Origin of the sequence: Streptomyces coelicoflavus (genome assembly GCF_003112555.1) — a bacterium.
Taxonomy (GTDB): domain Bacteria; phylum Actinomycetota; class Actinomycetes; order Streptomycetales; family Streptomycetaceae; genus Streptomyces; species Streptomyces coelicoflavus.
The window spans coordinates 490,527-517,241 of record NZ_BEWB01000008.1; the positions used below are offsets into that span (position 1 = coordinate 490,527).

19 protein-coding genes are annotated in these 26,715 nt (G+C 70.1%); 11 read left to right on the forward strand and 8 right to left on the reverse strand.

Annotation, left to right across the window (positions count from 1 at the left end; translation table 11 throughout):
• Nucleotides 1-19 precede the first annotated feature (19 nt).
• The 6 genes from Sco07f_RS21615 to Sco07f_RS21640 form a co-directional block, all read right to left on the reverse strand.
• Nucleotides 20-1,717, reverse strand: coding sequence for a carbohydrate-binding module family 20 domain-containing protein (locus Sco07f_RS21615; RefSeq protein WP_087788912.1), 1,698 nt, complete (start codon nt 1,715-1,717; stop codon nt 20-22).
• Nucleotides 1,718-2,038: 321 nt separating this feature from the next.
• Nucleotides 2,039-3,106: a LacI family DNA-binding transcriptional regulator gene (locus Sco07f_RS21620; protein WP_108988832.1), complete on the reverse strand. Its 1,068-nt coding sequence runs from the start codon at nt 3,104-3,106 to the stop codon at nt 2,039-2,041.
• A complete protein-coding gene (locus Sco07f_RS21625; RefSeq protein ID WP_244942101.1) occupies nt 3,103-4,743 on the reverse strand; it encodes a glycoside hydrolase family 13 protein in 1,641 nt (546 codons plus the stop codon). The genes Sco07f_RS21620 and Sco07f_RS21625 overlap by 4 nt, the downstream gene beginning before the upstream one ends.
• A gap of 76 nt (nt 4,744-4,819) precedes the next feature.
• Entirely contained in the window at nt 4,820-5,725 is a 906-nt protein-coding gene (locus Sco07f_RS21630) for a sugar ABC transporter permease (protein ID WP_108988834.1), read from the reverse strand.
• A gap of 22 nt (nt 5,726-5,747) precedes the next feature.
• Complete coding sequence (locus tag Sco07f_RS21635) at nt 5,748-6,755, reverse strand: carbohydrate ABC transporter permease (RefSeq protein WP_007388233.1); 1,008 nt, start codon at nt 6,753-6,755, stop codon at nt 5,748-5,750.
• A gap of 113 nt (nt 6,756-6,868) precedes the next feature.
• Complete coding sequence (locus tag Sco07f_RS21640) at nt 6,869-8,143, reverse strand: extracellular solute-binding protein (RefSeq protein ID WP_108988835.1); 1,275 nt, start codon at nt 8,141-8,143, stop codon at nt 6,869-6,871.
• Nucleotides 8,144-8,547: 404 nt separating this feature from the next.
• Between Sco07f_RS21640 and Sco07f_RS21645 the strand changes: the two genes are divergently transcribed.
• Nucleotides 8,548-9,576, forward strand: coding sequence for a LacI family DNA-binding transcriptional regulator (locus tag Sco07f_RS21645; protein ID WP_007388257.1), 1,029 nt, complete (start codon nt 8,548-8,550; stop codon nt 9,574-9,576).
• Between the two features lie 17 nt (nt 9,577-9,593).
• Here the strand turns inward: Sco07f_RS21645 and rfbB are convergent, their stop codons facing one another.
• Complete coding sequence (gene rfbB, locus Sco07f_RS21650) at nt 9,594-10,571, reverse strand: dTDP-glucose 4,6-dehydratase (RefSeq protein ID WP_108988836.1); 978 nt, start codon at nt 10,569-10,571, stop codon at nt 9,594-9,596.
• Nucleotides 10,572-10,648: 77 nt separating this feature from the next.
• Entirely contained in the window at nt 10,649-11,722 is a 1,074-nt protein-coding gene (locus Sco07f_RS21655) for a glucose-1-phosphate thymidylyltransferase (protein ID WP_108988837.1), read from the reverse strand.
• A gap of 233 nt (nt 11,723-11,955) precedes the next feature.
• Between Sco07f_RS21655 and Sco07f_RS21660 the strand changes: the two genes are divergently transcribed.
• From Sco07f_RS21660 to malQ, 10 genes are read left to right on the forward strand one after another with little or no spacing between them, the layout of a single operon-like run.
• A complete protein-coding gene (locus Sco07f_RS21660) occupies nt 11,956-13,254 on the forward strand; it encodes an aspartate aminotransferase family protein (protein ID WP_108988838.1) in 1,299 nt (432 codons plus the stop codon).
• Complete coding sequence (locus Sco07f_RS21665) at nt 13,251-14,276, forward strand: ABC transporter ATP-binding protein (protein ID WP_108988839.1); 1,026 nt, start codon at nt 13,251-13,253, stop codon at nt 14,274-14,276. The genes Sco07f_RS21660 and Sco07f_RS21665 overlap by 4 nt, the downstream gene beginning before the upstream one ends.
• The gene (locus tag Sco07f_RS21670) at nt 14,273-15,097 is read left to right on the forward strand and encodes an ABC transporter permease (RefSeq protein WP_087788919.1); all 825 of its coding nucleotides are present in this window, start codon (nt 14,273-14,275) and stop codon (nt 15,095-15,097) included. Before Sco07f_RS21665 ends, Sco07f_RS21670 begins: the two co-directional genes overlap by 4 nt.
• Entirely contained in the window at nt 15,094-15,900 is an 807-nt protein-coding gene (locus Sco07f_RS21675) for an ABC transporter permease (RefSeq protein ID WP_087788920.1), read from the forward strand. The genes Sco07f_RS21670 and Sco07f_RS21675 overlap by 4 nt, the downstream gene beginning before the upstream one ends.
• Before the next feature lie 6 nt (nt 15,901-15,906).
• Nucleotides 15,907-17,370, forward strand: a complete 1,464-nt coding sequence (locus Sco07f_RS21680) for a hypothetical protein (RefSeq protein WP_108988840.1) — start codon at nt 15,907-15,909, stop codon at nt 17,368-17,370.
• A gap of 19 nt (nt 17,371-17,389) precedes the next feature.
• Nucleotides 17,390-19,465, forward strand: a complete 2,076-nt coding sequence (locus Sco07f_RS21685; protein ID WP_108988841.1) for a glycosyltransferase — start codon at nt 17,390-17,392, stop codon at nt 19,463-19,465.
• Nucleotides 19,458-20,579 carry a sugar phosphate nucleotidyltransferase gene (locus Sco07f_RS21690; protein ID WP_108988842.1) on the forward strand — a complete coding sequence of 374 codons (1,122 nt, stop codon included), beginning with the start codon at nt 19,458-19,460 and terminating at the stop codon, nt 20,577-20,579. Before Sco07f_RS21685 ends, Sco07f_RS21690 begins: the two co-directional genes overlap by 8 nt.
• 14 nt (nt 20,580-20,593) lie before the next feature.
• Nucleotides 20,594-21,502: a carbohydrate kinase family protein gene (locus Sco07f_RS21695; protein WP_108988871.1), complete on the forward strand. Its 909-nt coding sequence runs from the start codon at nt 20,594-20,596 to the stop codon at nt 21,500-21,502.
• A gap of 17 nt (nt 21,503-21,519) precedes the next feature.
• Nucleotides 21,520-24,603: an HAD-IIB family hydrolase gene (locus tag Sco07f_RS41230; RefSeq protein WP_159106967.1), complete on the forward strand. Its 3,084-nt coding sequence runs from the start codon at nt 21,520-21,522 to the stop codon at nt 24,601-24,603.
• On the forward strand, nt 24,600-26,708 hold the full coding sequence (malQ, locus tag Sco07f_RS21705) for a 4-alpha-glucanotransferase (protein ID WP_108988844.1): 2,109 nt from the start codon (nt 24,600-24,602) through the stop codon (nt 26,706-26,708). The genes Sco07f_RS41230 and malQ overlap by 4 nt, the downstream gene beginning before the upstream one ends.
• The last annotated feature ends 7 nt before the right edge of the window (nt 26,709-26,715 follow it).

Here is a 26,715-nt window from a genome sequence, read left to right on the forward strand (position 1 = left end):
GTCGTGGAGGTGCGGGTGTTCAGTCGCGCCAGGTGTCGCCGAGCACGACGGTGCCTGACGACGAGACGGTCGCGGTGCGGTTCGCGCCGCTCTCCCAGGTGACCTTGCCGTTCGCGTCCTTGCGCAGGTACTTGTACTCGAAGGAGGTCCCGGCCGGGAGGCTGACGTCGAGCTTCCAGACCGGGTAGGCGGCCGGGTCGAGCTTGAGTGCGTTGTCGGGGTTCCAGTCGCCGAGCCGGGTGTTGTCGCCGGTGACGTAGATGTTCTCGCCCCAGCTGGTCGTGGCGTTCACGCGGAACGAGGCGCCGGCGGCCGGCTCGGGGTCGGTGCTGCCGCCACCACAGGTCTTGGCACCGACGTGCAGGGCCAGCGCGGTGTTCGCCCCGAGCGTGGCCGTGAACTGGCCGGCGGAGTTCACCGTGACGCCCTTGCCGCTCTGCACGTCGCAGTAGTCACCGGCGGGCAGGGAGGTCTGGAACGTGCGGGTCAGCGATCCGCCCTCGTGGTTGATGGCGACGTACGCCTTGGATCCGCGGCCGAAGGCGATCTGGTTGTTCCCGTTGTCCCACCAGTCCGTCACGGCCTCGCCGTGGGCGGTGTTGCGCCAGGCGACCATGCTCGCGACCTCGCGCCAGGCGTGCTGGCACTTCCAGCCGTCGGTGTAGCAGGCGTTCACCTGACCGCCGTTGGGGCCGCCCGCCGCCGTGTCGGTGAAGGAGTAGCCGGAGTGCACGTCCGGAGCACCGTACGGCCAGGCCAGCGAGAAGACCTGGGCGAGCGTGTACGTGGCGCCGTCCTTGTAGGTGAGCGTCCGGCCGTTGCGTTCGGTGTCGTGGTTGGTCACGAACACGGACGCCTTGTCGCTCGGCAGGTACCCCCAGTCCTCCCCGAAGTTCTTCAGGTACGCGAGCTTCTCGCCGCTGAAGACCCGCTTGAGATCATAGGCGTACGTGAACTCCTGCGGGTCGCCGACGCCCAGGTACTCACTGGGCTGCACGGCCTCCCCCGGGGCTCCGATCGTTTCCAGCTTCATGTACGCGTTCGGGTCGGTGAGCCGCGACTTGATGTCCTTGAGGTCGTCGACGGCGATGTGCTTGGCGGCGTCGACGCGGAATCCGTCGACGCCCAGGGAGAGCAGGTCGTTCAGGTACCCTGCGATGGTCTTTCGGACGTACTCCTCGCCGGTGTCGAGGTCGGGCAGACTGCCCATCTCGCAGTGCTGGACGTTCCAGCGGTCCCGGTAATCAGTGATGTCGGTGCGGCAGTCGTCCATGTCCGCGCCGGAGTAGGTGCCCGGGTAGTCGTACTTGCTGTACGTGGAGCCGCCGGTACCCGTGCCGGAGGAGTTGGCCATGTGGTTGATGACGGTGTCGGCCACGACCTTCACTCCGGCCGCGTGGCAGGTCTCGACCATGCTCTTGAACGCGGCGCGGTCACCGAGCCGGGTGGCGATCTTGTAGCTGACGGGCTGGTAGGCGGTCCACCACTGGCTGCCCTGCACCCGCTCGTTGGGCGGTGAGACGTGGACGTAGCCGTAGCCGGCGGGGCCGAGCGTGTCGGTGCACTCCTTGGCAACCGATGCGAAGTTCCACTCGAACATCACCGCGGTGACGTCCTTGTCTCCGACCGGCGCGGCCTGCGCCGGGGCCGGGACCGTGACGGCGGCAGCGGCTCCCGCCACGACGGCGAGTGCGGCAGCCACGGACTTTCTGGCCATGGTTCCTCCTGAGTCGAAGGGCAACGCGCCATGCCCGTGGGGTTGGTGGGGGGGATGGAGTCAACCACCGCATCGATGAATCTTGCTGCAAATGGTTGCGGGCCGACCGTATGGGGAGGCGCCTTCATGGTCAACCCCTTCGACCCCACTCTCGCCAAACCGCCGCATTCAATGGGGAATTCTTCTTGCAAGGACTTACGCAAGAGTTCCGACGGTGTTACCTTCAACCACGCTTCCGGTCCGGTGCCGGTGGCCCGGTCCGCACCGGGCCACACGCGCCCGGCCCGGACCGGAGCGGTACACACCGGCCCGTTCAGGGATCTAGGCGTGCGCCTGGCTCCGCGCCGCCTGCGCCGTAGAGCCCCGCACCACCAGCTCGGGCTGGAAAACGTACTCCGTCCGCTGGACCGGGGTACCGCCGATCTCTTCCAGGAGCGCTCCCACCGCCGCGGTCGCCATGGCCTGTACGGGCTGGCGCACCGTGGTCAGCGGCGGATCGGTGAACGGGATCAGCGGTGAGTCGTCGAACCCGATCACCGACACGTCCCGCGGCACGTCTAGGCCTCGCTCGCGCACCGCCCGGATGACGCCGAGCGCCATCGGATCGCTGCCGCAGACGATGCCGGTGCAGCCCTGGTCGAGCAGCGCGCCGGCGGCAGCATGGCCGCCCTCGACACTGAACAGCGTGCGCTGGATCAGCCTCCCGGCCTCGTCACCGGGCGTACCGAGGAAGGAGTGCAGCGCGGCCACGAAGCCCTCCGCCTTGCGCCGGGACGGTACGAAACGGGTCGGCCCGACGGCCAGGCCGATGCGCTCGTGTCCGAGATCCACGAGGTGCCGCACGGCCATTCGCGCCGCCGAGCGGTCGTCCGGGGACACGAACGGCGCGTTGACGTGTTCGTTGAACCCGTTGATGAGGACGAACGGCACCTTCCGCTCGGCGAGCCGGGCATAGCGCAACGCGTCCGCCGTGGTGTCCGCGTGCAGCCCGGAAAGGAACACGATGCCGTTGACACCGCGCTCCTCCAGCTGTTCGACCAGTTCGTCCTCGGTCGCCCCGCCCGGCATCTGGGTGCACAACACCGGGGTGTACCCGTATCCCGCGAGGACCTGCTCGATGACCTGGGCGAACGCGGGGAAGATCGGGTTGGTCAGCTCGGGGATGACCAACCCGATGAGTCCGGCGCTGCGCCGGCGCAGCCGTGTCGGCCGCTCGTAGCCGAGCACGTCGAGCGCGGCGAGGACCTTCTGCCGGGTACCGGAGGCGACGCCGGGCTTGCCGTTGAGCACCCGGCTGACGGTGGCTTCACTCACCGCCGCCTGGGCCGCGATGTCGTGGAGGCGCAGCGTGCCGGTCTCGGTTGCGCGAAGCGGCCGCAAGGCCGTCATACCTCCCACCAGACGGCCGTGTCGGCGGGCAGTTCGAACTCGTCGCCGCTTGCCCTGACCGGGCTCGATGCGAGCAGTACGCGGCCGGGTGCCGCGATGCGGACCGCGCTCCCCGTCGTATTGACGGTGCACGCGAAGCCGGGCCGGTCGAACCTCAGGGTTCCGGTCGGGGCGTCGTCGTGCCAGACCACGTCGGTGCCGGCGCCGAGGCCCGGCTGCTCGCGGCGCACGGCGAGGGCGGTGCGGTACAGCTCGAGAGTGGAGCCGGCGACGCCGGTCTGCGCCTCGACGCTCAGCTCGCCCCAGCCCGCCGGCTGCGGCAGCCAGCTGCCGCCGGCGCCGAAGCCGTATGAGGAGCCCTCGCGGGTCCAGGGGATCGGCACCCGGCAGCCGTCGCGGAAGCCGTCCTGGCCCTGGGCCCGGAAGAAGGACGGGTCCTGGCGCAGTTCGTCGGGCAGGTCGGTGACGTCGGGCAGGCCGAGTTCCTCGCCCTGGTAGATGTAGGCGGAGCCGGGCAGCGCGAGCATCAGCAGCGTCGCGGCGCGGGCACGACGCAGGCCCAGCGCGCGGTCACCGGGAGTGCGGATCTGCGTGCCGAGGCCGGGCGGGTTGGCGTATCGGGTGGCGTGCCGGGTGACGTCGTGGTTGGACAGCACCCAGGTCGCCGGGGCGCCGACGGGTCGCATGGCGTCGAGGGAGCTGTCGATGATCGCGCGGAGTTCGGCGGCGTCCCAGGGTGCGCCCAGGTACTGGAAGTTGAAGGCCTGGTGCAGTTCGTCGGGACGGACGTAGTTGGCGGTGCGCTCGACGGTCGGGGTCCATGCCTCGGCGACGAAGATCCTGTCCCGGTCGTACTCGTTGAGGATGAGGCGCCAGGCGCGGTAGATGTCGTGGACACCGTCCTGGTCGAAGAACGGCATGACGTCGGTGCCGAGCAGCTTGAGCTGGTCGCTTCCGCCGAGGTCGGGCAGGCCCTCGGCCTTGACCATGCCGTGGGCGACATCGATGCGGAAGCCGTCGACGCCCATGTCCAGCCAGAACCGCAGGATCGAGCGGAACTCGTCGGCGACGGCGGGGTGTTCCCAGTTGAGGTCGGGCTGCTCGGGCGCGAAGAGGTGCAGGTACCACTCGCCGTCCGGCAGCCGGGTCCAGGCGGGGCCACCGAAGATGGACTCCCAGTCGTTGGGCGGCAGTTCCCCGTTCTCCCCCTTGCCGGGGCGGAAGTGGTAGCGCTCCCGCAGCGGCGACCCGGGCCCCTCGGCGACCGCGCGCCTGAACCACTCGTGCTGGTCCGAGGAGTGGTTCGGCACCAGGTCGACGATGATGCGCAGGTCCAGGGTGTGGGCGTCGCGGATCAGCGCGTCGGCGTCCAGCAGAGTGCCGAACATGGGGTCGACGGCACGGTAGTCGGCGACGTCGTAGCCGCCGTCCGCCTGCGGAGAGGCGTAGAACGGGCTCAGCCAGACCGCGTCCACGCCGAGATCGCGCAGATACGGGAGGCGCTGCCTGATGCCTTCGAGATCACCGGTGCCGTCTCCGTTGCTGTCGGCGAAGCTGCGCGGGTAGACCTGGTAGATGACGGCGTCTCGCCACCAGTCCGCGGCTTCGCGGGTGGAGGTGACGCGGGCAGGTGCCATGTCGGTCGGGTACTGGCTCATGATGTCCCTTGAGACGTGAGGGGCCGGACAACGGGTCAGTGGTGCGGGCGGGTTCTCAGCCCTTGGTGCCACCGGCTGTCAGACCGGTCACCAGGTTCTTCTGAACGAGGTAGAAGACTGCGGAGATCGGGATGGCGATCAGTACGGCCGTCGCGGCCATGTACTGACGCTGCGCGTCGTGCTGGCTGACGAAGCTCTGCAGGCCGACGGCGAGGGTGTACTTCTGGTCGTCGAGCATGAACGTGGTGGCGAACGCGACCTCGCTCCAGGCCGTGATCATGGTGTAGAACCCAGCGACGGCCAGGCCCGGGCGGGCCAGTGGCAGGATCAGACGGAAGAACGTGCCGAACGGCGAGAGTCCGTCGACCCGGCCGGCCTCGTCGATCTCGACGGGGATCGTGTCGAAGTAGCCCTTCATCAGCCAGGCGCAGTACGGCACCGCGGTCGTGAGATAGACCAGGATGAGCGCCGCGTAGGTGTCGATGAGGCGGAGGTCCGAGAGGATCACATACATCGGGACCATCAGGACCGCGATGGGGAACATCTGCGTGATCAGCAGGACCCACATGAACTTCTTGTAGCCCGGGAAACGCATCCGTGAGACGGCGTATCCGCTGGTCGCCGCCACGAGTACCCCGATCACGGTGGTGCCGAGGGACACGATGAGCGTATTGCCCAGCCACTTGAGGAAGTTGGTGTGCTCGAGCACGAACGAGTAGTTGCTCAGGGTCGCGGTGTCGAGGATGCGGGAGGGATGGAGGTAGTCGTCCTTGCCCGGGCCGAGCGAGAGGAACACCAGCCAGCCGATCGGGAACAGCGCGACGAGGCTCGCGACGACCAGCACGGCGTGCGTGGCCACCGAAACCCCGCGGCTGCGCCGGCCACGGCGCGGAGCGTTGCGCGGCACGGACGTCTCGACCGGGTCCAGGGCCGGTGAGGTGGAAAGGGTCTGGGTGCTCATGATGGTGGCTGCTCCTGCGGCGTCAGATGGCGGCTTGCACGTCGTTGCGGTTCAGCCAGCGGCGGTAGACGGAGGTGAACACGATGAGGAGGGACAGCAGCAGGACGCCGTACGTCGCGGACTGGGCGTAGTCTCGCGGAGTCTGTCCGAAGCCGAGGTAGTAGGCCCAGGTGACCAGGATCTGCGCGTCCGGCGCGGTGTTGCCGAAGAGCAGGAAGATGATCGCGAACTGGTTGAACGTCCAGATCACGCCGAGCAGCACGACCGTGGAGCTGACCGACCTGAGCCCGGGCAGGGTCACGTTGCGGAACTGCTGCCAGGCGTTCGCGCCGTCCATCTCCGCTGCTTCGTACAGCGTCGAGTCGATCGACTGCAGGCCGCCGAGGAGCGAGACCATCATGAAGGGCACACCGCACCAGGTGTTGACCATGATGGCGGCGATCTGCTGGAAGAGCGGATCCTCCAGCCAGGCCGGCGAGGGCATCCCGAGCGCGTCGAGCGTCGTGTTGACGACGCCGGCATCGGCGAGCATGAAGCGCCAGGCGAAGACGGTGACGAACGTCGGCACGGCCCACGGCAGGATGAGCATCATCCGGTAGGCGGTGCGGCCGCGCAGCCCCTTCTGGTTGAGCAGCAGGGCCAGGCCGAGACCGAGACCGTAGTGCAGCGCGACGCAGGCGGCCGTCCAGACGATGGTCCAGATGAAGTGGGACCAGAAGCGGTCGTACGCCGTCGGTCCCCACAGGATGTCGGCGTAGTTGTCGAGGCCGATGAACTTGTAGGTGGCGTCGATGTGGTTGACGCCGATGGTGCGGGCGGAGTTGAGGCTCGTGGCGTCCGTCAGCGTCAGATAGAAGCCCCGGACCAGCGGATACAGCACGATGACGGCGAGCACGACAACGACCGGGGCGATCATCGCGTAGGCGTACCAGTGCTTCTGGTAGCCGCTCTTGAGACGGGTGATGAGGCCCGGACGCCGGCCGCGGTCGTCACCACTGGGTGCGGCCGGGCGCTCCACGGCGACAGTCATGAGGAAACACCTTCTGGTCTGGGGCGGGTGTAACGGGTGCCGCGGCCCGCCACGCGGGGCGGGCTGTTGGGGCGGGGCCGCGGCACCTGATCGGGGAGCGCTCGATCAGCGCGTCACTTGCTGAAGCCGTCGGGCAGGAGCTTGCCGTACTGGACCTCGACGGAGGACAGGACTGCGTCGAGGCTCTTCTTGCCACTGGCCGCCTTGGGCAGCTCCTGGTCGAGCGGCCCCCACAGCGAGCTGTACTCGGGCAGCTCGGGCCGCGGCTGGGCGGCGGAGAGCACCTTCTGGAATCCGGCGAGGCCGGGGTCGGCGGTCACCTTCTCGGTGTACGCGTCCGAGCGCGTGGGCAGCGTCGAGTTCTTCAGGGCGATCTGCTCCTGCGTCTTCGCGGAGGTCATCCACTTGACGAACTGCAGGGCCGCGTCCTGGTGGGCCTTGTCGGATCCGGCGTAGACGGACAGGTTGTGGCCGCCCGTCGGAGCGGCCGCCTTGCCGGTGGAACCGGCCGGGACGGTGGCGACACCGAGGTTGTTCTTGTCCTTGAACGCGGTGCCCTTGTAGAAGTTCGTGATCTCCCAGGGACCCTCGATGGTCATGGCGACCTTGCCGTTGACGAACGCGTCCTGGCGGTGCGCGTACGAGTCGGCCGTGACGTCCGCCTTGTGCAGGCCCTTGCCGTTGAACAGGCTCAGCCAGGTCTCGGCCGCCTTCTGTCCCTTGGCGGAGTTCACCGTGATCTTCTTGGCCTCGGCGTCGACCGTGTCGGTGCCCTCGCCCAGGAGGAACGGCTCGAGGTAGTAGCCCTTCTCGGAACCGAAGAACCCGTCGACGCCGGTCTTGTCCTTGACGGTGGCGGCGGCCTTCTTCAGCTCGTCCCAGGTCTTGGGCGCCTCGCTGATGCCCGCCTTCTCGAAGAGCTCCTTGTTGTACACGAGCGCGAGCGTGTCGGTGAGCAGCGGAACACCGTACGTCTTGCCCTCGTACTGGGCCTGCTTCATCAGGTTCGGCTGGAACTTATCCTGCTCGTCGAGCGCCACGGTGCCGTCGAGCGGCAGCAGGTAGCTCTTCTTCGCGAAGGCCGGGGTCCAGCCGACCTCGGCACGAATCACGTCGGGTGCGCCGCTGGCGCCGGCCGCCGTGTCGAACTTGTTCTGGGCCTGGTCGAAGGGGACGTTGACGTATTTGACCTTGACGTCCGGGTTGGCCTTCTCGAAGTCCTTGATCAGGGCCTTGTACGTGGGCGCCTCGTTGGTGGCGTTCGACGTGTCCCACCATGTGATGGTCACGGGGCCGGAGGCCTTGCCCCCGTCATCGCTTCCGCCGCAGGCCGTCGCCGCGAGTGCGAGGGACGCCACCACCGCGGTGGTCACTATGCCACGCCGCATGAGATCTCCTAGAGGGTGAAGGCCCGTGAGTGGGCGAGGAACGGTCCCGTCCGTACCTCTGGCCGACTTGCCGACTGAGCCGTCGCGGCCACCGGGCGACGTGAACGTAACAGTGGAGAAAGACTGGCGAAAGACGTTGCGCGAATTTTCTGCAAGAACTGCCCATCGTTACTTCTTCGTAACCCATCAGTTGCTGACGGAATACTTGACGTCCCGCGCATCCTTGGCATGCAGTGACGCGAATCACCGCAAAACAGACGATGATGGGCCCGGTCCGCCCAACAGCTTCTCTCTTCGCGCCGCACGGGGCTGCAAGGTATTCCGCAAGGACACCGGCTACACCATCACGGTGGCCGTCCGGTGCTGGTGGGCTTTCCCTCTGGTAACGGGTAGAGTCCCTGTCCATGACCGCGCGGCTCTCCGACATCGCAGCCCAGGCGGGAGTCAGTGAAGCCACCGTCAGTCGCGTGCTCAACGGCAAGCCAGGAGTGGCCACCGGCACCCGCGAGTCCGTCATGGCGGCACTCGACGTACTCGGGTACGAGCGACCGCCGCGGTTGCGCACCCGAAGCGCCGGCCTGGTGGGCCTGATCACCCCCGAGCTGGACAATCCCATTTTCCCCGCGCTCGCCCAGGTCATCGGCCAGGCGCTCACGCGCCAGGGATACACGCCGGTCCTCGCCACCCAGACTCCGGGCGGCTCGACCGAGGACGAACTCACCGAGATGCTGGTGGAACGCAGCGTTTCCGGCATCATCTACGTCTCCGGGCTGCACGCCGACACCACCGCCGACACCCAGAGGTACGACCAACTCCGCGGTCAGGGCATACCGTTCGTGCTCGTCAACGGGTTCTCGGCGCACATCGAGGCCCCTTTCGTATCCACCGACGACCATGCCGCGACGCGCTTGGCCGTGCAGCACCTCGCCTCGCTCGGCCACACGCGGATCGGCCTCGCCGTCGGCCCGCGCCGGTTCGTCCCGGTGCAACGCAAGATCGCGGGCTTCCTGGCCGGGATGTCCGGGTATCTGGGCCTGAGTGAGGAACAGGGCGAGGAGCTTGTGCAGCACTCCCTCTTCACCATGGAGGGGGGCCAGGCAGCGGGTACTGCGCTCCTTGCGCAAGGTTGCACGGCCATCGTCTGCGCCAGCGACATGATGGCGCTGGGCGCCATCCGAGCCGCCCGCCAAGCCGGCTGCCGGGTCCCCCAGGACGTCTCCGTGGTCGGCTTCGACGATTCTCCGCTGATCGCTTTCACCGACCCGCCCCTCACCACCATTCGTCAGCCGGTGCATGCCATGGGCCAGGCCGCCGTCCGCGCGGTTCTCGAGGAGATCGGCGGAACCCCCGCGCCCCACACCGAGTTCATGTTCATGCCCGAGCTCGTGGTACGCGGCTCGACCACCGCGGCGCCCATCACCCGCCCCCGCTGATCCTTCCGGGGAACCGGTCAGGCTGACTCGTACAGCGGTCGCCACCAGTGCGGGTGCTCGCGGTACCAGGTCACCGTCCGCGCGAGCGCCCGCTCGAAATCGCCGGACGGTCGGTAGCCGAGTTCCTGGGTGATACGCGTGTGGTCCACCGCGTAGCGGCGGTCGTGCCCCTTGCGGTCCTCCACGTGCTCGATGCGGTCGGGGCCGGCACCGCACAGTTCGAGCAGCCGGTGGGTCAGGTCGAGGTTGGTCAGTGAGGTACCGCCACCGATGTTGTAGACGCGACCGGCGCGGCCCGCCGTGCGGACGAGTTCGATGCCCCGCACGTGGTCGTCGACCGACAGCCAGTCCCGCACCTGCAGCCCGTCCCCGTAGACCGGGACCTTGCCGCCGCTGAACAGCGCCGCCACAAAGCGCGGGATCAGCTTCTCGGGATGCTGGTAGGCACCGAAGTTGTTCGAACAGCGTGTCACCCGGACGTCCAGGCCGTGCGTGCGGTGATGAGCCAGTGCCACGTGGTCGGCGGCGGCCTTGGACGCCGCGTAGGGCGAGTTGGGGCTCAGCGGGGAGTCCTCCGTGGCGGCGCCGGCCGGCAGGTCGCCGTACACCTCGTCGGTGGAGACCTGGACGAAGGTGCGGGTGCCCTGTCGGAGCACGGCGTCGAGGAGAGTCTGGGTGCCCATGACGTTGGTGCGGGTGAAGGCCGCGCCGGAGGCGATCGACCGGTCGACGTGGGACTCGGCCGCGAAGTGCACGATGTCCTCGTGTTGAGCGGCGAGCCGCTCCACCGAACGGGCATCCAGCACGTCGCCGTGTACGAAGGACAGCCGAGGGTCGCCGGTGACGGATTCCAGGCGGGTGAGGCTGCCGGCGTACGTGAGGGCGTCGAGCACGGTCACCTCGATGCCCGGTGGCCCGGCCGGCCCCAGCAGGGCACGAACGTATGCGGAGCCGATGAAGCCGGCTCCGCCGGTGACGAGGATGCGTCGGGTCATGAGGTCGTGTGCACCTTGTCCTTGGAGTGGTCGTCGACGGTGGCGGGGCGCATCGGTGCGTTCCGGCCGGCAGGCTGTCACGAAGTGAGGTGGACCCTGCTGTCGTCCCCGATGACGAGCCTGTGCGAGCGCGACAGCCGCGGGGACGCCACGACGACCGCGCCGCGGCCTATGAGGGAGTCCTCGATGCGTGGGGCGCCCGCGATCCGTGCCCCGGGCAGCAGAACCGAGTGGGCGATCGCGCTGTCCTCGATGCGGCAGTCCTCACCGACCGCGGTATAGGGCCCGATCATGGAGTCGGTGACCACTGTTCCGGCGCCGATGATCGCCGGACCTGTGATCCGTGAGCCCCGCACCACGGCTCCCTCGGCGACGAGGACCCGTCCGCGTACCGTGCTCTCGGCGTCGACCTTGCCCTCGATGCCTCCGGTCACGGTATCCAGGACGTGCCGGTTGACCTCCAGCATGTCGTCGACGCTGCCGGTGTCCCGCCAGGGCGCCGCCGTGGTCTCCGCGCGCACTGGAAGCCCCTGGTCGATCATCCACTGGACGGCATGGGTGATCTCCAGTTCCCCGCGGGCGGAGGGGGAGATGGACCGGACCGCCTCGTGCACGGCGGCGGTGAAGGCGTAGACGCCCACGAGGGCCAGATCGCTGCGCGGGTGTTCGGGCTTCTCCTCCAGCCGCAGCACCCTGCCTTCGTCACCTCCCTCGACTTCGGCCACACCGAAGGCGGTCGGGTCGGCGACCCGCGTCAACAGCAGCCGGGCCGCCGCCCGTTCGGTCCGGGCTCGCCGCAGGAACCCGGTGACCCCTTCGGGCAGGTAGTTGTCGCCGAGGTAGAGGAGGAAGTCGTCGTCGCCCAGGAAGTCGCGGGCGATCCGCACCGCATGGGCGAGGCCCAGGGGGCGGTGCTGGCGCAGGTAGGTGACCCGCAGGCCGAAGGCCGAGCCGTCTCCGACCACCCGGCGGATCTCCCTCTCGTGGGAGCCGACGACGATGCCCGTCTCGGCGATTCCGGCGGCCGCCAGCGCGTCGAGCGCGTAGGAGAGAACCGGCCGGTTGGCTATCGGCATCAGCTGCTTGGCACCGGTGTGGGTGAAGGGACGCAGTCTGCTACCCGTCCCGCCTGCCAGGAGCAGGGCCTTCACACGGACCTCCGGCGGGGCGGTTCTTGCGGTGAGTGCGGTCGCACTGACTCCTCCTCGGTCCAGCTCGGTGAGCGGGGCGCATTTCGACTCAAGCAGAGTTCGCAACACCGTGCAAGGCGCTTCTGAAATTTTCAGAAACGACTTGCTGAGATCGTCGCCACGGTGTTTCACTCGGAGTCCTCACCAACCAAAACCCTTGCTCCACAGCTCAGTTCACACCGTAGGGAGCCGCCGTGAGGCACCAGCACCACCAGCTCGACCAGTTGGAGCGGGAGGAGTTGCGCCTGGCACCCGGAGCCTCCGAGGAGGCGACCGCGGGACGACGGGTCTTCGCCGAAGGACGCGGCCCCGTACTGACCGACCTGGACGGCAACCAGTACCTCGACTTCGCCGCCGGCACCCTCACGCAGTCCCTCGGGCACACCCATCCCGAGGTGGTCGAGGCGCTCACCGCCCAGGCACACCGGCTGTGGAACGTGCACGACACCGCCACGCCCGACCGGGCGCGGCTCCTCGACACCCTGGCCCGGCTGCTTCCCGAACACCTCGACACATACGCGCTGTTCTCCACCGGTGCCGAGGTGGTCGAGGCCGCCCTGCGCGTCGTACAGGCGACCGCACCACCGGGACGCAACCGGATCGGCGCGCTGCGGCACGGCTTCCACGGCAAAACGCTGGGGGCACGGATGCTCGTGCACTGGGACATCGGTCACCAGTCGTTCGCGGGCAACAGCGTGCTCGGCTACGCGCCCTACTGCTACCGGTGTCCGCTGGACCTGGAGTACCCGTCCTGCGGTGTGCGCTGCGCGTCGCTGGTACGCCGCCACATCACCGACAAGCCCAGCACGTCGGCCCTGGTCTTCGAGCCGGTGCTCGGCGCGGCCGGCGTCATCGTGCCGCCGGCCGGCTACTGGGACCAGATCGCCGACGCCTGCCGGTCAAGCGGTGTGCTGCTCGTCGCCGACGAGGTGCTCACGGGCGGCGGTCGCACCGGCGCCTTCCTGGCCAGTGACCGCGTCGGGGTGGAGCCGGATCTGGTGGCCATGTCGAAGGGCATGGCGAACGGCTTCCCCTTCGCCGTGCTCGCGGGCCGCCACGACCTGCTGCACGATCCCGCCGCGGCGACACCGGGTGCGTACGCCTCCACCTATGCGAGCAACCCGCTCGGGATAGCGGCCGCACGCGCGACCCTGGAGGTCATCGAGCGGGACCGCCTGATCGAACAGGTGGACCGTCTCGGCGAGGTGCTCGGTGACCGGCTCCGAGCACTGCACGACCGGTTCGAGAACCTCGGGGAGGTGCGCGGGCTCGGGCTGCTGTGGGGCCTGGAGTTCGTGACCGACCGGGCCAGCCGCACCCCCTCCCCCGCACTCGCGCGCTCCGTGTACACGACCGCGCTGGATCTGGGGCTGCGGGTCGCGCTCGGCGGGCACGTGCTGCGCATCGCACCACCCTTCACGATCGACGAGGCGCTGGTGGACGAGGGTGTCGGACTGCTCGCGAAGGCGATCGAACAGGCGGTGGACGCGTGATCGTCGCACACGAACTGGTCAAGGAGTTCAAGATCCCGGAGCGGCGGCCGGGCCTGGCGGGCTCGCTCGCCACCCTCTTCACCCGCAGACACCGGGTGGTACGCGCCGTGGACGGCGTCTCCTTCGAGATCCCGGCCGGCTCACGCACCGCCTACATCGGCGCGAACGGCGCCGGCAAGTCCACCACCATCAAGATGCTCACCGGCATCACGACCCCCACGGCGGGGTACTGCCGGGTGCGCGGCATAGAGCCGTATCGCCACCGGCAGCGCAACGCCCGGTCCATCGGGGTCGTCTTCGGGCAGCGCAGCCAGCTGTGGTGGGACCTGTCCGTGCCGGACTCGTTCCGCATCCTGCGGCGGATCTACGACATCCCGGACCCCGTCTACCGGCGCAACCTGGCCCTGTACCGCGACCTCCTCGACATCGACGCGCTCGGGACCACACCGGTGCGGCAGCTGAGCCTCGGACAGCGCATGCGCGCGGAGATCGCGGCGAGCCTGCTGCACGACCCGGCGGTGGTGTTCTGGGACGAACCCACGATCGGGCTCGACATGGTGCTCAAGGAGGCCGTGCGCGAACTGGTCAACCACGCTCACCGCGAGCTGGGCACCACCGTCGTACTGACCAGTCACGACATCGCCGACATCGCGGCCATCTGCGACAGCGCCCTGGTGGTGGACCGGGGCCGGGTGGTGCATCAGGGCAGCATCCAGGACCTGTTGCGCTCGGCCGACCGGCGTGCCGTCCTCTTCGACCACCGCGACCCGATCGCGCCGGACGCCGCTTGCGCGATCGTGGAGCAGGGACTGCCCGGGGTGCGGGCCACGGTGGTCGACGGCGGCCGCGTCCACGTCGACTACCCCGCGACGGAGTTCACCTCCCGCCGCGTACTCGCCTTCCTCCTGGAACGCTTCGACCTGGCCGACTGCTACGCGCCCGAGCCCGACCTCGAGGACGTGCTGCGCCAGATTTACGGGCAGCGACGTGACGCGGCCCTCCGTGAGGTGGACGCCGCGTGAAGCCACCCACGATGCGCGCGGTGCGGGCCTACCTCCCGTTCGCGACAGGAGGGCTGCAGTCACTCCTGCAGTACCGCTCAATGTTCGTGATCACCGGCATGACCGCGGCCGCGGGCGCGGCCGTCACCGTGTTCCTGTGGCGCGCCGTCTACGCGGACACTCCGGCGGACGGTGGGCCGGGCGGCTTCACCCTCACGGGCATCACCACCTACCTCTTGGTCGCGCAGGTGCTCCAGGTACTGCACACCAACCGGGTGGACGACGAGGTCGCCGCCGAGGTCTACCGCGGGGACGTGGCCGTGATGCTGGTGCGCCCTGTCAGCTATCCGCTGGTGCGGTTCTTCGCCAGCCTGCCGGTCGTCGCGGCGAACGCGGTGCTCGTCGCGGTGCCGGTCCTGGTCCTCTTCGCCCTCCTGGTACCTCTCACGGTGCCGCGTCCAGGCGACGTGGCCCTGTTCGCGCTGTCCACCGTGTTCTCGGTGCTCATCGCGTTCTGCGTCAACCTGCTCACCGGCATGACCGGCTTCGTCACCACGAACACCTGGGGCGTCCGCATGGTCAAGCAGAGTGTGGTCGCCTTCTTCGCCGGGCAGTTGGTGCCGATCGCGCTGATGCCGCAGCCACTGGCGGCCCTCGCCCGTTGGCTGCCGTTCCGGGGCATGGTCGACGGCCCGCTGACGCTGCTCCTGGGCCGCTACGACGGCGCCGCCGGGGCACTGCAGGTCCTGGTGCAGCAGGTGGGCTGGGTCCTGGGGCTCGGGGCCGTGTGTGCCGTGCTGTGGCGGGCGGCACTCGGCCGGCTGGAGGTGCTCGGCGGATGAGCGCATGGAGCACGGCGGCGCGGTACGCGCGTCTGTCCTGGTTCCTGGGCGGTGTCGGTCTGCACCGGCTCACCGCCTACCGGTTGGACTTCCTGCTCGGTGCCGGCGCGTTCCTGGTCCGGGTCGGGGTGCAGACGGCCGTGGTCGGCCTGGTGTTCCGGCAGGTGCCGGTGGTGGGCGGCTGGTCGTACCACGAGGTGGTGTTCCTGCTGGGCTTCTCCCTGCTGCCGCGGGGCCTCGACCATCTCTTCACCGACCAGCTGTGGGAGCTGAGCCGCAAGCTGGTGCAGCGCGGTGAGTTCTACCGGCACCTGGTGCGGCCCGTCAGCCCGCTGTTCTCACTGCTTTCCGAGCGGTTCCTGCACCCGGACGGGTTCGGCGAACTGATCGTCGGCGCGGCCCTCGTGGGCTGGTCCGGATCTCATCTCGACCTGGACCTGACCGCCACCCAGTGGGCACTGGCCCCGCTGTTCGTCCTGTGCGGGGCGCTGATCCACTCGGCGGTGAAGCTCCTGTTCGCCTCGCTGTCCTTCTGGACGGTCACCAGCCTGCCCGCCATGTACGCGGCCAACCAGGTCTCCGAGTTCACCTCCTACCCGCTGGACATCTACCACCCGACCCTGCGAGCCCTGCTGACCTGGGTGCTGCCCTTCGCCTTCACGTCATACGTGCCCTGCACCTATCTGCTGACCGGCGACACCGGGCTGGTGGTGTGGCTGCCAGTGGTGACGGCGGGAGCGGTCGCGCTCGCACTCGCGGTGTGGCGGCGAGGTCTGACCATCCACGACACGACCGGGAGTTGAGAGCACATGCACGGTGCCGAAGCGGATGCGGGCCTGGACGGGCTGCTGCGCGCCGCCCCCTGGATGCCCGAGGACGCGCGCGCCGCCGAGCGTTTCGAGCGGATCGATCACGCGGTACTCGGCGGGGCGGCGTTGCTCCTGATCGTGGCGGCCGTCGGCGGTCCCGCGTCAGGTCGCCGGTTCTTCGTACCGGTGCGCGGAACCGACGGCGGCGGCTTCCAAGCGGCGCACGGCAGCGAGGCATTCGACGTCGCCGCGGTGACCCGTACGCTGACCGGCGGAAAGCTGCCTACAGCGCGAGGCGGGTCCGTCGAGTTCCGGGGACCCGGGCGCGGTCCGATCGGGGTGCGGCGCCTGCCGTTCGAGCAGGGCTGGTCCTCCAACGCGCTGTCGCTGGTGGACGTGTCGGGCACGGCCTGCATCCACAAGACGTACCGCCGTCTGGACGAGACCATCCACGAGCCGGAGCTGCTGCGCCGCATGAACGGCACCGGCCGCACCCCTCAGTGGGTGGGCGACTACACGTACGTGGCGCCGGACGGCACGTCCCGCACTCCGCTCGGCGTGATCTACCAGTACGTCCAGGGCGAGGGCATCGACGTCCCGCTGCGCGGGAACCTCCGCTCGATGTGGCCGCGGCTCTCGGGCACCACGTCCGTCGAGGAGGTCGTCCGCTCCCACCTGGGGCCGCTGGAAGAACGGTTGCGCCGGGCCTGCGAGTTCCTGGGCGACTTCCACCGGGACCTGGCACACCGGCTGGGCGGCGCCGCCGAGTATCCCGTGCGCGAGGCCCTGGACGACGCGGTGGACCGCGCCGACCGTCTCGCCCGGCACGGCACCGGACTGGCACTGCCGAAGCCCGCGCACGAGGCCGCCTTCGACGCCCTGCACACAGAACTCGCCGCGCTCGCGGCGGAGTTCGACGACGGGAACATTCCCGCATCCGGACCCTGCCACGGTGACCTGCACCTCTCCCATCTGCTGTGCGCGGCCGACGGCGACACGAGGGCCGGAACCGGCTGGCGCATGACGGTGCTCGACCTGTCCACGCCGGCGCTCGGCCCCGACGACCCGGACTGGCCCCGGCAGTCGCCTCTGCAGGACCTGGTCGCTCTCGAGCGCGCTCTGGAGTACTTCGCGGCCGACGAGGCGGCGTTCGAGGCCGCGCGACGACTCGGCGTGGACTCGCTGGAGACGATGCTCGGCTCTCTGGACGGTGCTCCGCACTGGCCCGAAGCCCGGCGGGCGATGCTGCGGCAGGTGTTCGCGGCGGCCGACGCGTGGCGGCGGCACGTGACACGACTGCTGCTCGGTTCCGCCTCCGACCACCCGCTGCGCCGCCTGCTGTACGTCCGCAGGCTGCTGCACGAGCTCACCTACAACCAGGCCCATGCCCGCCCCTACCACGCGGCGATCGACCTGCGTCACGCCCGCGCGCTCGCGCCGGCCGCCGCGTTCGCGAGGAAGTGACCGAGCTTTGGAACCGCGTATGCACATCATCGAGACGTATTTCGAATGCTGCGGCTTCGACCACACCTTCATCCAGGGCGGCACGTCCGTCTACCTGTGGAACCTGTCGAAGAAGTTCGCCCAGAGCGGCCACCGGGTCTCCATCGTGACCCCGGCCCACGGGCGCCTCGACGACCTGCGCACCCGTTACGAGGTCGAGGACCTGCCGTACGAGGACGCGTACACGCTGCCCGTCCCGCTCGACCCGGACGTGTGGCGGGACTTCCCCGCCGAGGCCGCGCTGGCGCTCACCACCACCGCGCACCGCATCCGCCTGGACGGCGTCGACCTGTACTTCCTCGCCAACGACTGGCTGAACCGGCTGCCGGACACCTTCTACCCGCCGTACCAGAGCAAGGGCAGCGACCTGGTCTTCTTCAAGCCCCTGGTCTTCCAGGTGGACGCTGTGCGGTTCCTGCGTACCTGGTTCGGTGACGAGAAAGCGCTCGTACACGCGCACGAGCCCTACTACCACTACCTGCTGCCCGCGGCGCTGCGCGACGACCCTTCGAAACTGGTCGTGAGCAACGTGCAGAGCAACATGCCCATCGCGAAGAAAGTGTACGGACCCGAGGTGCGGCGGTTGCTCGAACTGCTGGGTGCTCCGCTTCCGGCGCGTGCTCCCGAACCGCCCGTCGCCGCGCCCGCGGCCATGGTCCAGTACCAGCAACTCACCCATCTGCACTACGAGTACGGGCCGGACAACCTCGCCGTCTACGAGCTGACCGCCGACCACTCCGATCTGATCGACTTTCTCTCGCCGGGCCAGCTGGACTTCTACGCCGGTTTCCGTGACACCCCGTTCGAGGATCTCTTCGGACGCCTGCCGATCGCCGACGTGGTGCGCCGCAACGCGCACAAGATGTTCGTCGGCGGCTGCGCCATCTCGGACCAGTGGCTGGCCTGGGACCCCGCCGACGTCGACCGCGCCGAGGTGCTCGAAGGGCTGGGCCTGGACCCGGACCTGCCGGCCTTCTTCCACAACGCCCGCTACGCCGTCCACCACAAGGGTCAGCTGGAGCTGGTCCGCGCCGTCGACCGGGTGCTGAGCGAGGGACTCGCGGCCAGCTTCGTCATCCGCTGCATCTCCGGCAGCGGCATCGACGACCCGTTCTTCCACGAGGTCGCCGCCCGGCACAAGGGGAGGCTGCACCTGGAGTGGGAACGGGTCCCGGAGCGGCAGGTGTTCGGGTACGCGGCCGCCTCGGACTTCTGCCTGTTCCCCTCCAAGTTCGAGATGGACACGTTCCTCATCGCACAGTGCGAGGCCATGGCCGTCGGCTCGGTGCCGATCGCCACGGACCAGCGGGGCATGGCGCACTTCGGACACGCGGACCCTCCGGACTCTGCCACCGGCTTCGCCGTGAACCGTTCGTTCGCCGAGGACGACGAGTTGCTGGTCGCCGCTCTCGCCACCCGCATCCGTCAGGCGGCCGCCCTGTGGCGGGAGGAACCCGAGCGGTACCGGGAGCTGGCCCGGCGGGCGTCCGCCGTCGCCCGAGTGTTCACCTGGGCCCACTGCGCCGATCTGCACCTGACGGAGTTCGCCCGGCTGTGGCAGGGCGAACCCCCTCGGCTCGATCCCGAGCTCGCCCTGCGGCACGGCTGGTTCGACCTGGTGGAGGACCCGGCACGCACTGCGGAGGCGGCCCTTGCCCGCGGTGATGTGGACGCCTACGAGCGCCGTGCGCCACTGGACGACGCCGCGGTCCGGCAGTTGTTCGACGCGGCCTGGGCACGCGCCGACTTCGCCGCGTGCGAGCGCGCCGCGGAGCGCGGCCGGCCGGGCGTGATAGGCGCCGACGATCTGACTCGGCTGCGCACGCGCGCCCGCCTCACGCCGGACGGCTCCCTGCTCTACCGGCTCCCGCAGGCGGTCCGGGTCGAGGTCGTGTCGCCGGCCTCCGACAGCGGCCCGCGGGCGCGGCCCGGCGTACGCGCTCTGGAGCGCACGGCCCCGGGCACGTTCACGGGTCCGGCACCCGGGCCGGGCGCGCTGCTGCTGCTCACCCTGGACTCCGGTCGCGTGGTCTGGGACGAGGTGCGTCGTGGCTGACCGTACCGGGGTACGCGCCGTCCTCCTCGCCGGTGGGGAGGGCCGGCGCATGGGGCCGCTCGGCACCGGCCGCCTCAAGCCGCTGATCCCCTACGGCGGGGCCTGCCGGCTCATCGACTTCAGCCTCGCCAATGCGCACCGGTCCGGGCTGGGCGAGGTGTTGCTGCTGTCGCAGTTCGAGGAGCGGCAGCTCATGGACGACCTGCACCAGGTGTGGAACGCCCGGCCCGGCCTGCGGGTGCACTTCGGGCCGTACGACTCCGCCTACCGGGACGCGCCTGCCGGCCTCCTTCCACGCCGCCTCCCGCCCCGCTCCGGGGCACCGGAGCGGGGCACGGCCGATGCTCTGATCCGCAAGGCGCCCTACATCTTCGGCCCGGGCACGGAACAGGTGCTCGTGCTGCACGCCGATCACGTCTACCGCTTCGACTACGGCCCTCTCATCGCCTCGCACAGGGCGTCGGCAGCCGCCCTGACCATCGCCTACCAGCGCATCGAGCGACGTTGGGTGCACCTGTTCGGGATGGTCGACTTCGACGCGGACAACCGCCTCACACAGTTCGTCGAGAAGCCCGAGCAGCCCACCTCCGACCTGGTGTTCGCGGCGTTCTGCGTCTTCGACGCCGAGGTGCTCCACCGCCACCTCGAACAGCTTGAGGGCACCGACTGGCAGCACGACATCAGCCGCGACGTCATCCCGGCCATGCTCGCCGCCGGCGAGGACATCCGCGGCTACGAAGTGCACGGGCACTGGGCGGACATCGGCACCGTCGAGCGGTACCACCGGGCGCACCTGGCCCTCGCGGACCATCCGCGCGCCGGTCTCCCGGCGGACCGGATGCCGTGCACCGTGCGCCCCGACGTGCGGCGCGCCTGGATCTCCGACTCCCCCGGCGTTCGTTTGTCCTGGGTGCCCCAGGATCTGGTCAACGAGGGGCAGGTGGAACGCAGTGTGATCTTCCCCGCGGTCCGGATCGGTGCGGGCGCCAGGGTGCGTCGCAGTGTCGTCCTTCCGGGTGCCGCTGTGCCCGCGGGCGCCGACATCGATGCGTCGGTCGTTCTGGAGAACGGGACGATCCAGCCCATAGCGCGGACAGAAGGAGTACTGACGTGACCGTTTCCTCGAGCATGTACGACATCCTGGTGGCGGGCGGGGCCGGTGTGGACACCATCGTCCGGGTGCCAGAACTCAGGGTGCCGCCCGGCGACTCCGTGTTCGTACCACCGGTGCGTGACTACGTGGCTCACACCGGCAACGGCGTCGCCCGCGGCACGCACGCCCTGGGGCTCACCACCAAGTTCATCGACTTCCTCGGCGCCGACGCACAAGGCCACCAGATCCTCGCCGCGTACGCCACGTCCGGGCTCGACTTCAGTCACGTCGTCTCGCCGCACGGCACTCCGCGCGGGGTCAATCTCGTCGACGCGCAGGGGCGGCGCTTCTCCTTCTACGACGGCCGCCATCCGGCCGACCTGCGGCTGCCCCGCGCCTTCTACCTGCCCTTCCTGGAGCGGGCCCGGCACGTGCACCTGTCCATCACGGGCGTCACGCTGGACATGTATGCCGACATCCACCGCCTCGGCGTCCCCTGCTCCACGGACCTGCACGACTGGGACGGTGCCAACCCGCACCACCTGGCCTACGCCGTCGCCTCCGACTACGTCTTCATGAGCGCCGCCGCGGTCCACGAACGTCTCGACGAGGTACTGCGTTCCATCCTGGACCGGGGCCGCGCGCGCCTCGTCGTCGCCACCGACGGGGCAGCCGGCTGCCACGTCCTCGAACGCGGCGACACGAGCGTGCGGCACTACCCCGCCGTACGACCGGAGCGTCCCGTCGTGGACAGCAACGGCGCCGGGGACGCGTTCGTGAGCGCGTTCCTGTACGCACTCGCGCAGGGAAGGCCGGTGGCCGACTGCGTGCTCGCCGGATCGGTGTCCGGAGCGTTCGCATGCACGAGCGCGGGCACGCACACCGAGTTCATCGACCGGGACGGGCTGCGGGCGGGCTGTGCGCGCGCCGGGGCCGACGGCTGACGACGGGAACGCACGACGTGCACATCATCACCTTCTCCTTCGAATGCGGCGGCTTCGACCCACGCCTGATGCGCGGCGGACTGTCTCCACTGGTGTGGCAGCTCTCCCGCCGTTACGCCGCGCACGGCCACCGCGTCTCGCTGGTCACGCCGGGACACGGGCACGTGGACCGGCTGCGGGCCGCCCACGGCATCGAGGACCTGCCGCACCTCACCCGCACCCGCACGGTGCCTCTGGCGCTCGATCCCGAGGTCTGGGCCCCGTGGCCGGCCGACCTGGACGTGGACGTGACGACCACGGTGCACCGGCTGCGTCTGGACGGCGTGGACGTGTACTTCCTGTCCAACGCGTATCTCGACCTGCTGCCCGACCGGCTGTATCCGCCACCGGGCGTCGAGGGCAGGGACCTCTCCCACTTCAAGCCGCTGGTGTTCCAGGCCGAGGGACTGCGGTTCGTCCAGGAGTACCTGCGGTCGGAGGACGAACCCGCCGTGGTGCACGCCTTCGAACCCGCCTATCACTACCTCTTGCCCCCGGTTCTCGCCCCCGATCCATTCCTCCACACGGTCAGCACCGTCGCCGCGAATGCCCCGATCGGGCAGAAGGTGTACCGGCCCCAGGTGACGCGGATGCTGAAGCTGTTCGGCGTGGCCGACGTGGACCTGGACGCGCTGGACGGCCCGCCGCCCGAGGAGCGCTCGACGCGGGCGGTACTCTCGCGCGGCCTGGCCGGGACCCGGATGCACGTCGAGTACGGCCCCGACCACGTCGGCCTGTTCCCGTTGATAGCCGCCCACGCCGATCTGGTCGACTTCGTGTCGCCGGGACAGCGCGCGTACTACAGCACATTCCGGGACACGCCCGTGCAGGCGCTCTTCGAGACGCTGCCGGTGGCCCGGACGCTGCGGCAGCGCGCCGACCGCGTGATCACCGGTGGCTGCGCCGTCACGGACTCCTGGCTGGCGCGCGACACGGCCTCGGTCGACCGGCACCAGGTGCTGCGCCGTCTGGGTATCGATCCGGCACTTCCGGTCTTCTACCACGCGGCACGCTACGCGGTGCACCACAAGGGCCAGTTGGAACTGATGCGGGCTGTCGAGGAACTGCTGGACGACGGAGTGGAGGCCGGGTTCCTCCTCCGCTGCTCCACCGGAGACGGCGCCGCGGCGAACGCGTACTTCCAGTCCGTGGCCGACCGCCACCCCGACCGGCTCCGGCTCGCGTGGGATCTCGCGGACGAGGACACCCTCTTCGAGGAGGCGGCGTGCGCCGACTTCTGCGTCTACCCGTCCAAGTTCGAATTGGACGGCTTCCTCATCGCGCAGGCCGAGGCGATGGCCTGCGGAGCCGTGCCGATCGCCACCGACCAGCACGTCACCCGGCACTTCCGGCACGCTCTGCCGAGCGGACATCCCGAGGCGACGGGCTTCTCGGTGCCCGGCTCGTTCCGCGACGACGACCCGGCGCTCGCCCGCGGCCTGGCCGCGCGGATCCGCACGGCGGTCGGTGTCTTCGCCGCGCACGTCGACGGTTCCGACCCCACCTATGCCCGGCTGTCCGCCAACTCGCGCGCCCTGGCCCGGAGGTTCACCTGGGAACGCGCCGCGCGCACCCGGCTGGACGCCTTCGAGGGGCTTCTCCATGGCCGGGTCCGGCCGTTCCCCGTGCGCGAGGCGATCGCGTACGGCTGGTTCGACGACCTGCCCGCGAGCGCCTGGGACCAGCACCCCGAGGAGATCCGGGAGGCGGCGCTCACCCGCGGGGACCTCGGCGCGTGGGAGCGCGCGGGCGGGGCGGTGGATCCGCAGGCGTGTGAACGACTCTTCGAGGCCGCGTGGCGGGAGGCCGAGTTCACCACCGCGCTGCACAACGCCGTGGTGGCCGGTCGCTCCGACCTGACCGCCCGGGTTCACGACCGGGGCACCGTTCGACGTACGGCGAACGGCCGGTGGGAGGTGACGTACCGGCACGAGCACGTGGCTCGGGTGGAGGCCGTGCTGGAAGGTCGGAGGGGCGCTCGCACCGGACCGGACGCCGTCTCGGGCGGCTCCCGGCCGGCCGCGGGCGAGACCGCCGCGGAGGCCCTCGCGTCCGACGAGCCGGTGCCCCCCGGCACCGGCGCCGTGTTCCACGCCCTGTCTCCGCAGGACGGTCGGCCCGGTTCCTTCCGGGCCGTACTCGACGCCGCTCCGGCGGGGCGCGACCTGTCCGTCATGCTCACGCTGGCCTCCGGTCACGTCCGCTGGGACACCCTGCCGCTACGCCGGCCACCGTTCCGGCTGGTCGCAACCGATCTAGACGGGACCCTGTTGCGTGACGACCTGACCGTCTCTCCACGAACCCGTGCCGCCCTCGCGGCGGTGACCGACGCGGGAGCGCACCACCTCGTGGCCACCGGACGCCCGGCCTCGGCCTGCGCGCACATCCTCGACGCCCTCGGATACCGCGGTCTGGCCGTCTGCGGACAGGGCGCCCAGCTGTACGACGCCGGCTCGCGACGGCTGCTGTCCTCGGCCTCCCTCGGCCGTACGCTCGCACGCCGCGTCGTGGCGGGCGTGGAGGAGAGGCTCGGTCCCGTCGAGCTGGGCGTCGTCACGGCGCCGCCGGACAGCCGGTTCAAGGTGACCGAAGGCTTCGGGCAACGTGTGCGCCACGGCTGGGACGTGACCACCGACCGGGATCTGTTGTGGGACAGTCCCGTCGACAAGCTGATCCTGCACCATCCCGAGGTCGACGAGGACCGGCTGGCCGCGCTCACCCAGAGTCTGTTCGGCGACGAGGTGACGGTCGTCCACTCCGTGAAGGGCATGGTAGAGGTGCTGCCGCCGGGTACGACCAAGGCCGCCGGGGTCGAACGCGCCGCCCGGCTGCTGGGCTGCGCCGCGAGCGACACCATCGCCTTCGGCGACATGCCCAACGACGTCCCCCTGCTCACCTGGGCGGCGCACGGCGTCGCCGTGGCCAACGCCCACCCGGCCCTGCTCACCGCCGCCGACGAGATCGCACCGCCCAACGAAGAGGACGGGGTTGCGGTGGTCCTGGAGCGGCTCTTCACCCCCGGGGCGCAGAACCGCCGCACCCCCTCCGAACGTCACGCATGACCGCCCAGAAAGGGCACTTGACCATGGCCGACGCCCTTGTCCGCCTTGCCCGCGCCCACGGCGTGGCGACCTCCTACACCACCGACCGCGGTGTCCGCGTCGACGTCGCGCCCGACACCCTGGTCGCCGTTCTCGCCGCCTGCGGGGTGGACGCCGCCACCCCCGCGGCGGCGCGGGACGCCCTGGCCCGGCACGAATTTCGCTCCCGTACCCGCCTTTTGCCCCCGTGCGTCGTACTCCGGCAGCCCGAGACCGTACGGCTGGAGGCGCTCGGCCTGCCGCGTGACACCGAGGGCCACGTGGAACTGGAGAACGGTGCGGGAAGGGCCGCACTCGACGATCCGCTGCCCGCCGGACTGCACACCCTGCACGTCCAGGGCCCGACCGGTGCCGGCGACTGCGCCCTGCTGGTGGCCCCGGCACGGCTCGCGGTCCCCGAGGGCCGACACTGGGGCTTCCTCGTCCAGCTGTACTCCGTGCTGTCGCGACGCTCCTGGGGCATGGGCGACCTGGGAGACCTGGCGGACCTCGCCGCATGGTCGGGGCGCGCGCTGGGTGCCGGATTCCTCCAGTTGGGTCCCCTGCACGCCGCCGAGCCGGGACCGCTGACCGACCCGTCGCCCTACCGGCCCAGCTCACGCCGCTTCCCCGATCCCCTGCACCTGCGGGTGGAGGCGATACCCGAGTACTCGTATCTGGACCCGGCCGAGCGTCGCGACGTCGACGCCTGCGTGGCACAGGCGCGCGCCCTCAACGACAGGGTGCTGCGGGGACAGTCCCTGATCGACCGGGAGACTGTACGCGCCCTCAAGCTGCGTGCCCTGCGCGGCATCCACGGGGCGGCGCCGCTCAGTCCCGGCCGCGCCGCTTCCTTCGCCTCTTTCGTCCAGCGCGAAGGTGATGAACTCACCGACTTCGCCACCTGGTGCGCCCTCGCGGAGGTACACGCCGGCGACTGGCACACGTGGCCTGCCGACCTGCGCGATCCACGCTCGGCAGCAGTCGCCCGAGCCCGCACCGAACTCGCCGACGACATCGGCTTCCACCAGTGGCTCGCCTGGCTCACCGACGAGCAGCTCGCCGACGCCCAGCACCAGGCCCACACCGCGGGCATGCCGATCGGGCTCGTGCACGATCTCGCTGTCGGCGTCTCGCCCCACGGCGCGGACGCCTGGGCGTACCAACGCTTTCTCGCCGCCGGCATGAGCGTGGGCGCGCCACCGGACGACTTCAACCCGCACGGCCAGAACTGGGGACAACCCCCCTGGCGGCCCGACGCGCTGGCGGCCGCGGCCTACCGCCCGCTGGCGGGTCTGCTGCGCGCCGGGCTCCGGCACGCCGGCGCGCTCCGTGTCGACCACGTCATGGGCCTGTTCCGGCTGTGGTGGATCCCCGACGGCTGCGCGCCGGACGCCGGCACCTATGTCCGCTACGACTCCGACGCACTGCTCGCCACACTGATGCTGGAGGCCAACCGGGCCGGCGCCGCCGTCATCGGGGAGGACCTCGGCACGGTGGAGGCCGGCGTCCGGGAGCACCTGGCGGACCTCGGCGTGCTGGGCACCTCCGTGCAGCGCTTCGAGTACGTCGGCGGGTCGGAGGGCCGGCATGGACCGCTTCCGCCCGACCAGTGGCGTCAGGAGTGCCTGGCCACACTCACCACCCACGACCTGCCGACCACCTCCGCGTGGCTGAGCGGCGAGCATGTGGAACTGCGCGCCGGGCTCGGCCTGCTGACCCGCCCCGAGACGGAGGAGAAGGCCGAGGCCGCCGCCGAACGCGATGGCTGGCTCGCGGAGCTGACCCGGCTCGGCCTGCTGCCGGACGGCGCCGATTCCGAGGACCGGGATGCCGCCCTCGTCGCACTGCACGCCTTTCTGCTGCGTACTCCGGCGCGGCTCCTCGGTGTGTGGCTGCCGGACGCAACAGGGGACCTGATGCCGCAGAACCTGCCGGGGACATCGGCCGCGGTGCACCCCAACTGGAGGCTTCCCGTGGCCGACGCCACCGGGTGCCCGGTCCCGCTGGAGGATCTGCCGGACCACCCGCTGCTCCGGAGAGTCACCGAGTTGTTCACGCCTTCCCACCGTTCACGAGTCCACTGAGCAAGGA

Bases quoted from the DNA above. Each gene is read 5' to 3' on its own strand.
- Sco07f_RS21635 (WP_007388233.1), bottom strand. From the start codon at position 6,755: ATGACTGTCGCCGTGGAGCGCCCGGCCGCACCCAGTGGTGACGACCGC.
- Sco07f_RS21630 (WP_108988834.1), bottom strand. From the start codon at position 5,725: ATGAGCACCCAGACCCTTTCCACCTCACCGGCCCTGGACCCGGTCGAG.
- Sco07f_RS21695 (WP_108988871.1), top strand. From the start codon at position 20,594: ATGTACGACATCCTGGTGGCGGGCGGGGCCGGTGTGGACACCATCGTC.
- Sco07f_RS21680 (WP_108988840.1), top strand. From the start codon at position 15,907: ATGCACGGTGCCGAAGCGGATGCGGGCCTGGACGGGCTGCTGCGCGCC.
- Sco07f_RS21685 (WP_108988841.1), top strand. From the start codon at position 17,390: ATGCACATCATCGAGACGTATTTCGAATGCTGCGGCTTCGACCACACC.
- Sco07f_RS21625 (WP_244942101.1), bottom strand. From the start codon at position 4,743: ATGGCACCTGCCCGCGTCACCTCCACCCGCGAAGCCGCGGACTGGTGG.
- Sco07f_RS21620 (WP_108988832.1), bottom strand. From the start codon at position 3,106: ATGACGGCCTTGCGGCCGCTTCGCGCAACCGAGACCGGCACGCTGCGC.
- Sco07f_RS21615 (WP_087788912.1), bottom strand. From the start codon at position 1,717: ATGGCCAGAAAGTCCGTGGCTGCCGCACTCGCCGTCGTGGCGGGAGCC.
- Sco07f_RS21645 (WP_007388257.1), top strand. From the start codon at position 8,548: ATGACCGCGCGGCTCTCCGACATCGCAGCCCAGGCGGGAGTCAGTGAA.
- Sco07f_RS21675 (WP_087788920.1), top strand. From the start codon at position 15,094: ATGAGCGCATGGAGCACGGCGGCGCGGTACGCGCGTCTGTCCTGGTTC.
- malQ (WP_108988844.1), top strand. From the start codon at position 24,600: ATGACCGCCCAGAAAGGGCACTTGACCATGGCCGACGCCCTTGTCCGC.
- rfbB (WP_108988836.1), bottom strand. From the start codon at position 10,571: ATGACCCGACGCATCCTCGTCACCGGCGGAGCCGGCTTCATCGGCTCC.
- Sco07f_RS21640 (WP_108988835.1), bottom strand. From the start codon at position 8,143: ATGCGGCGTGGCATAGTGACCACCGCGGTGGTGGCGTCCCTCGCACTC.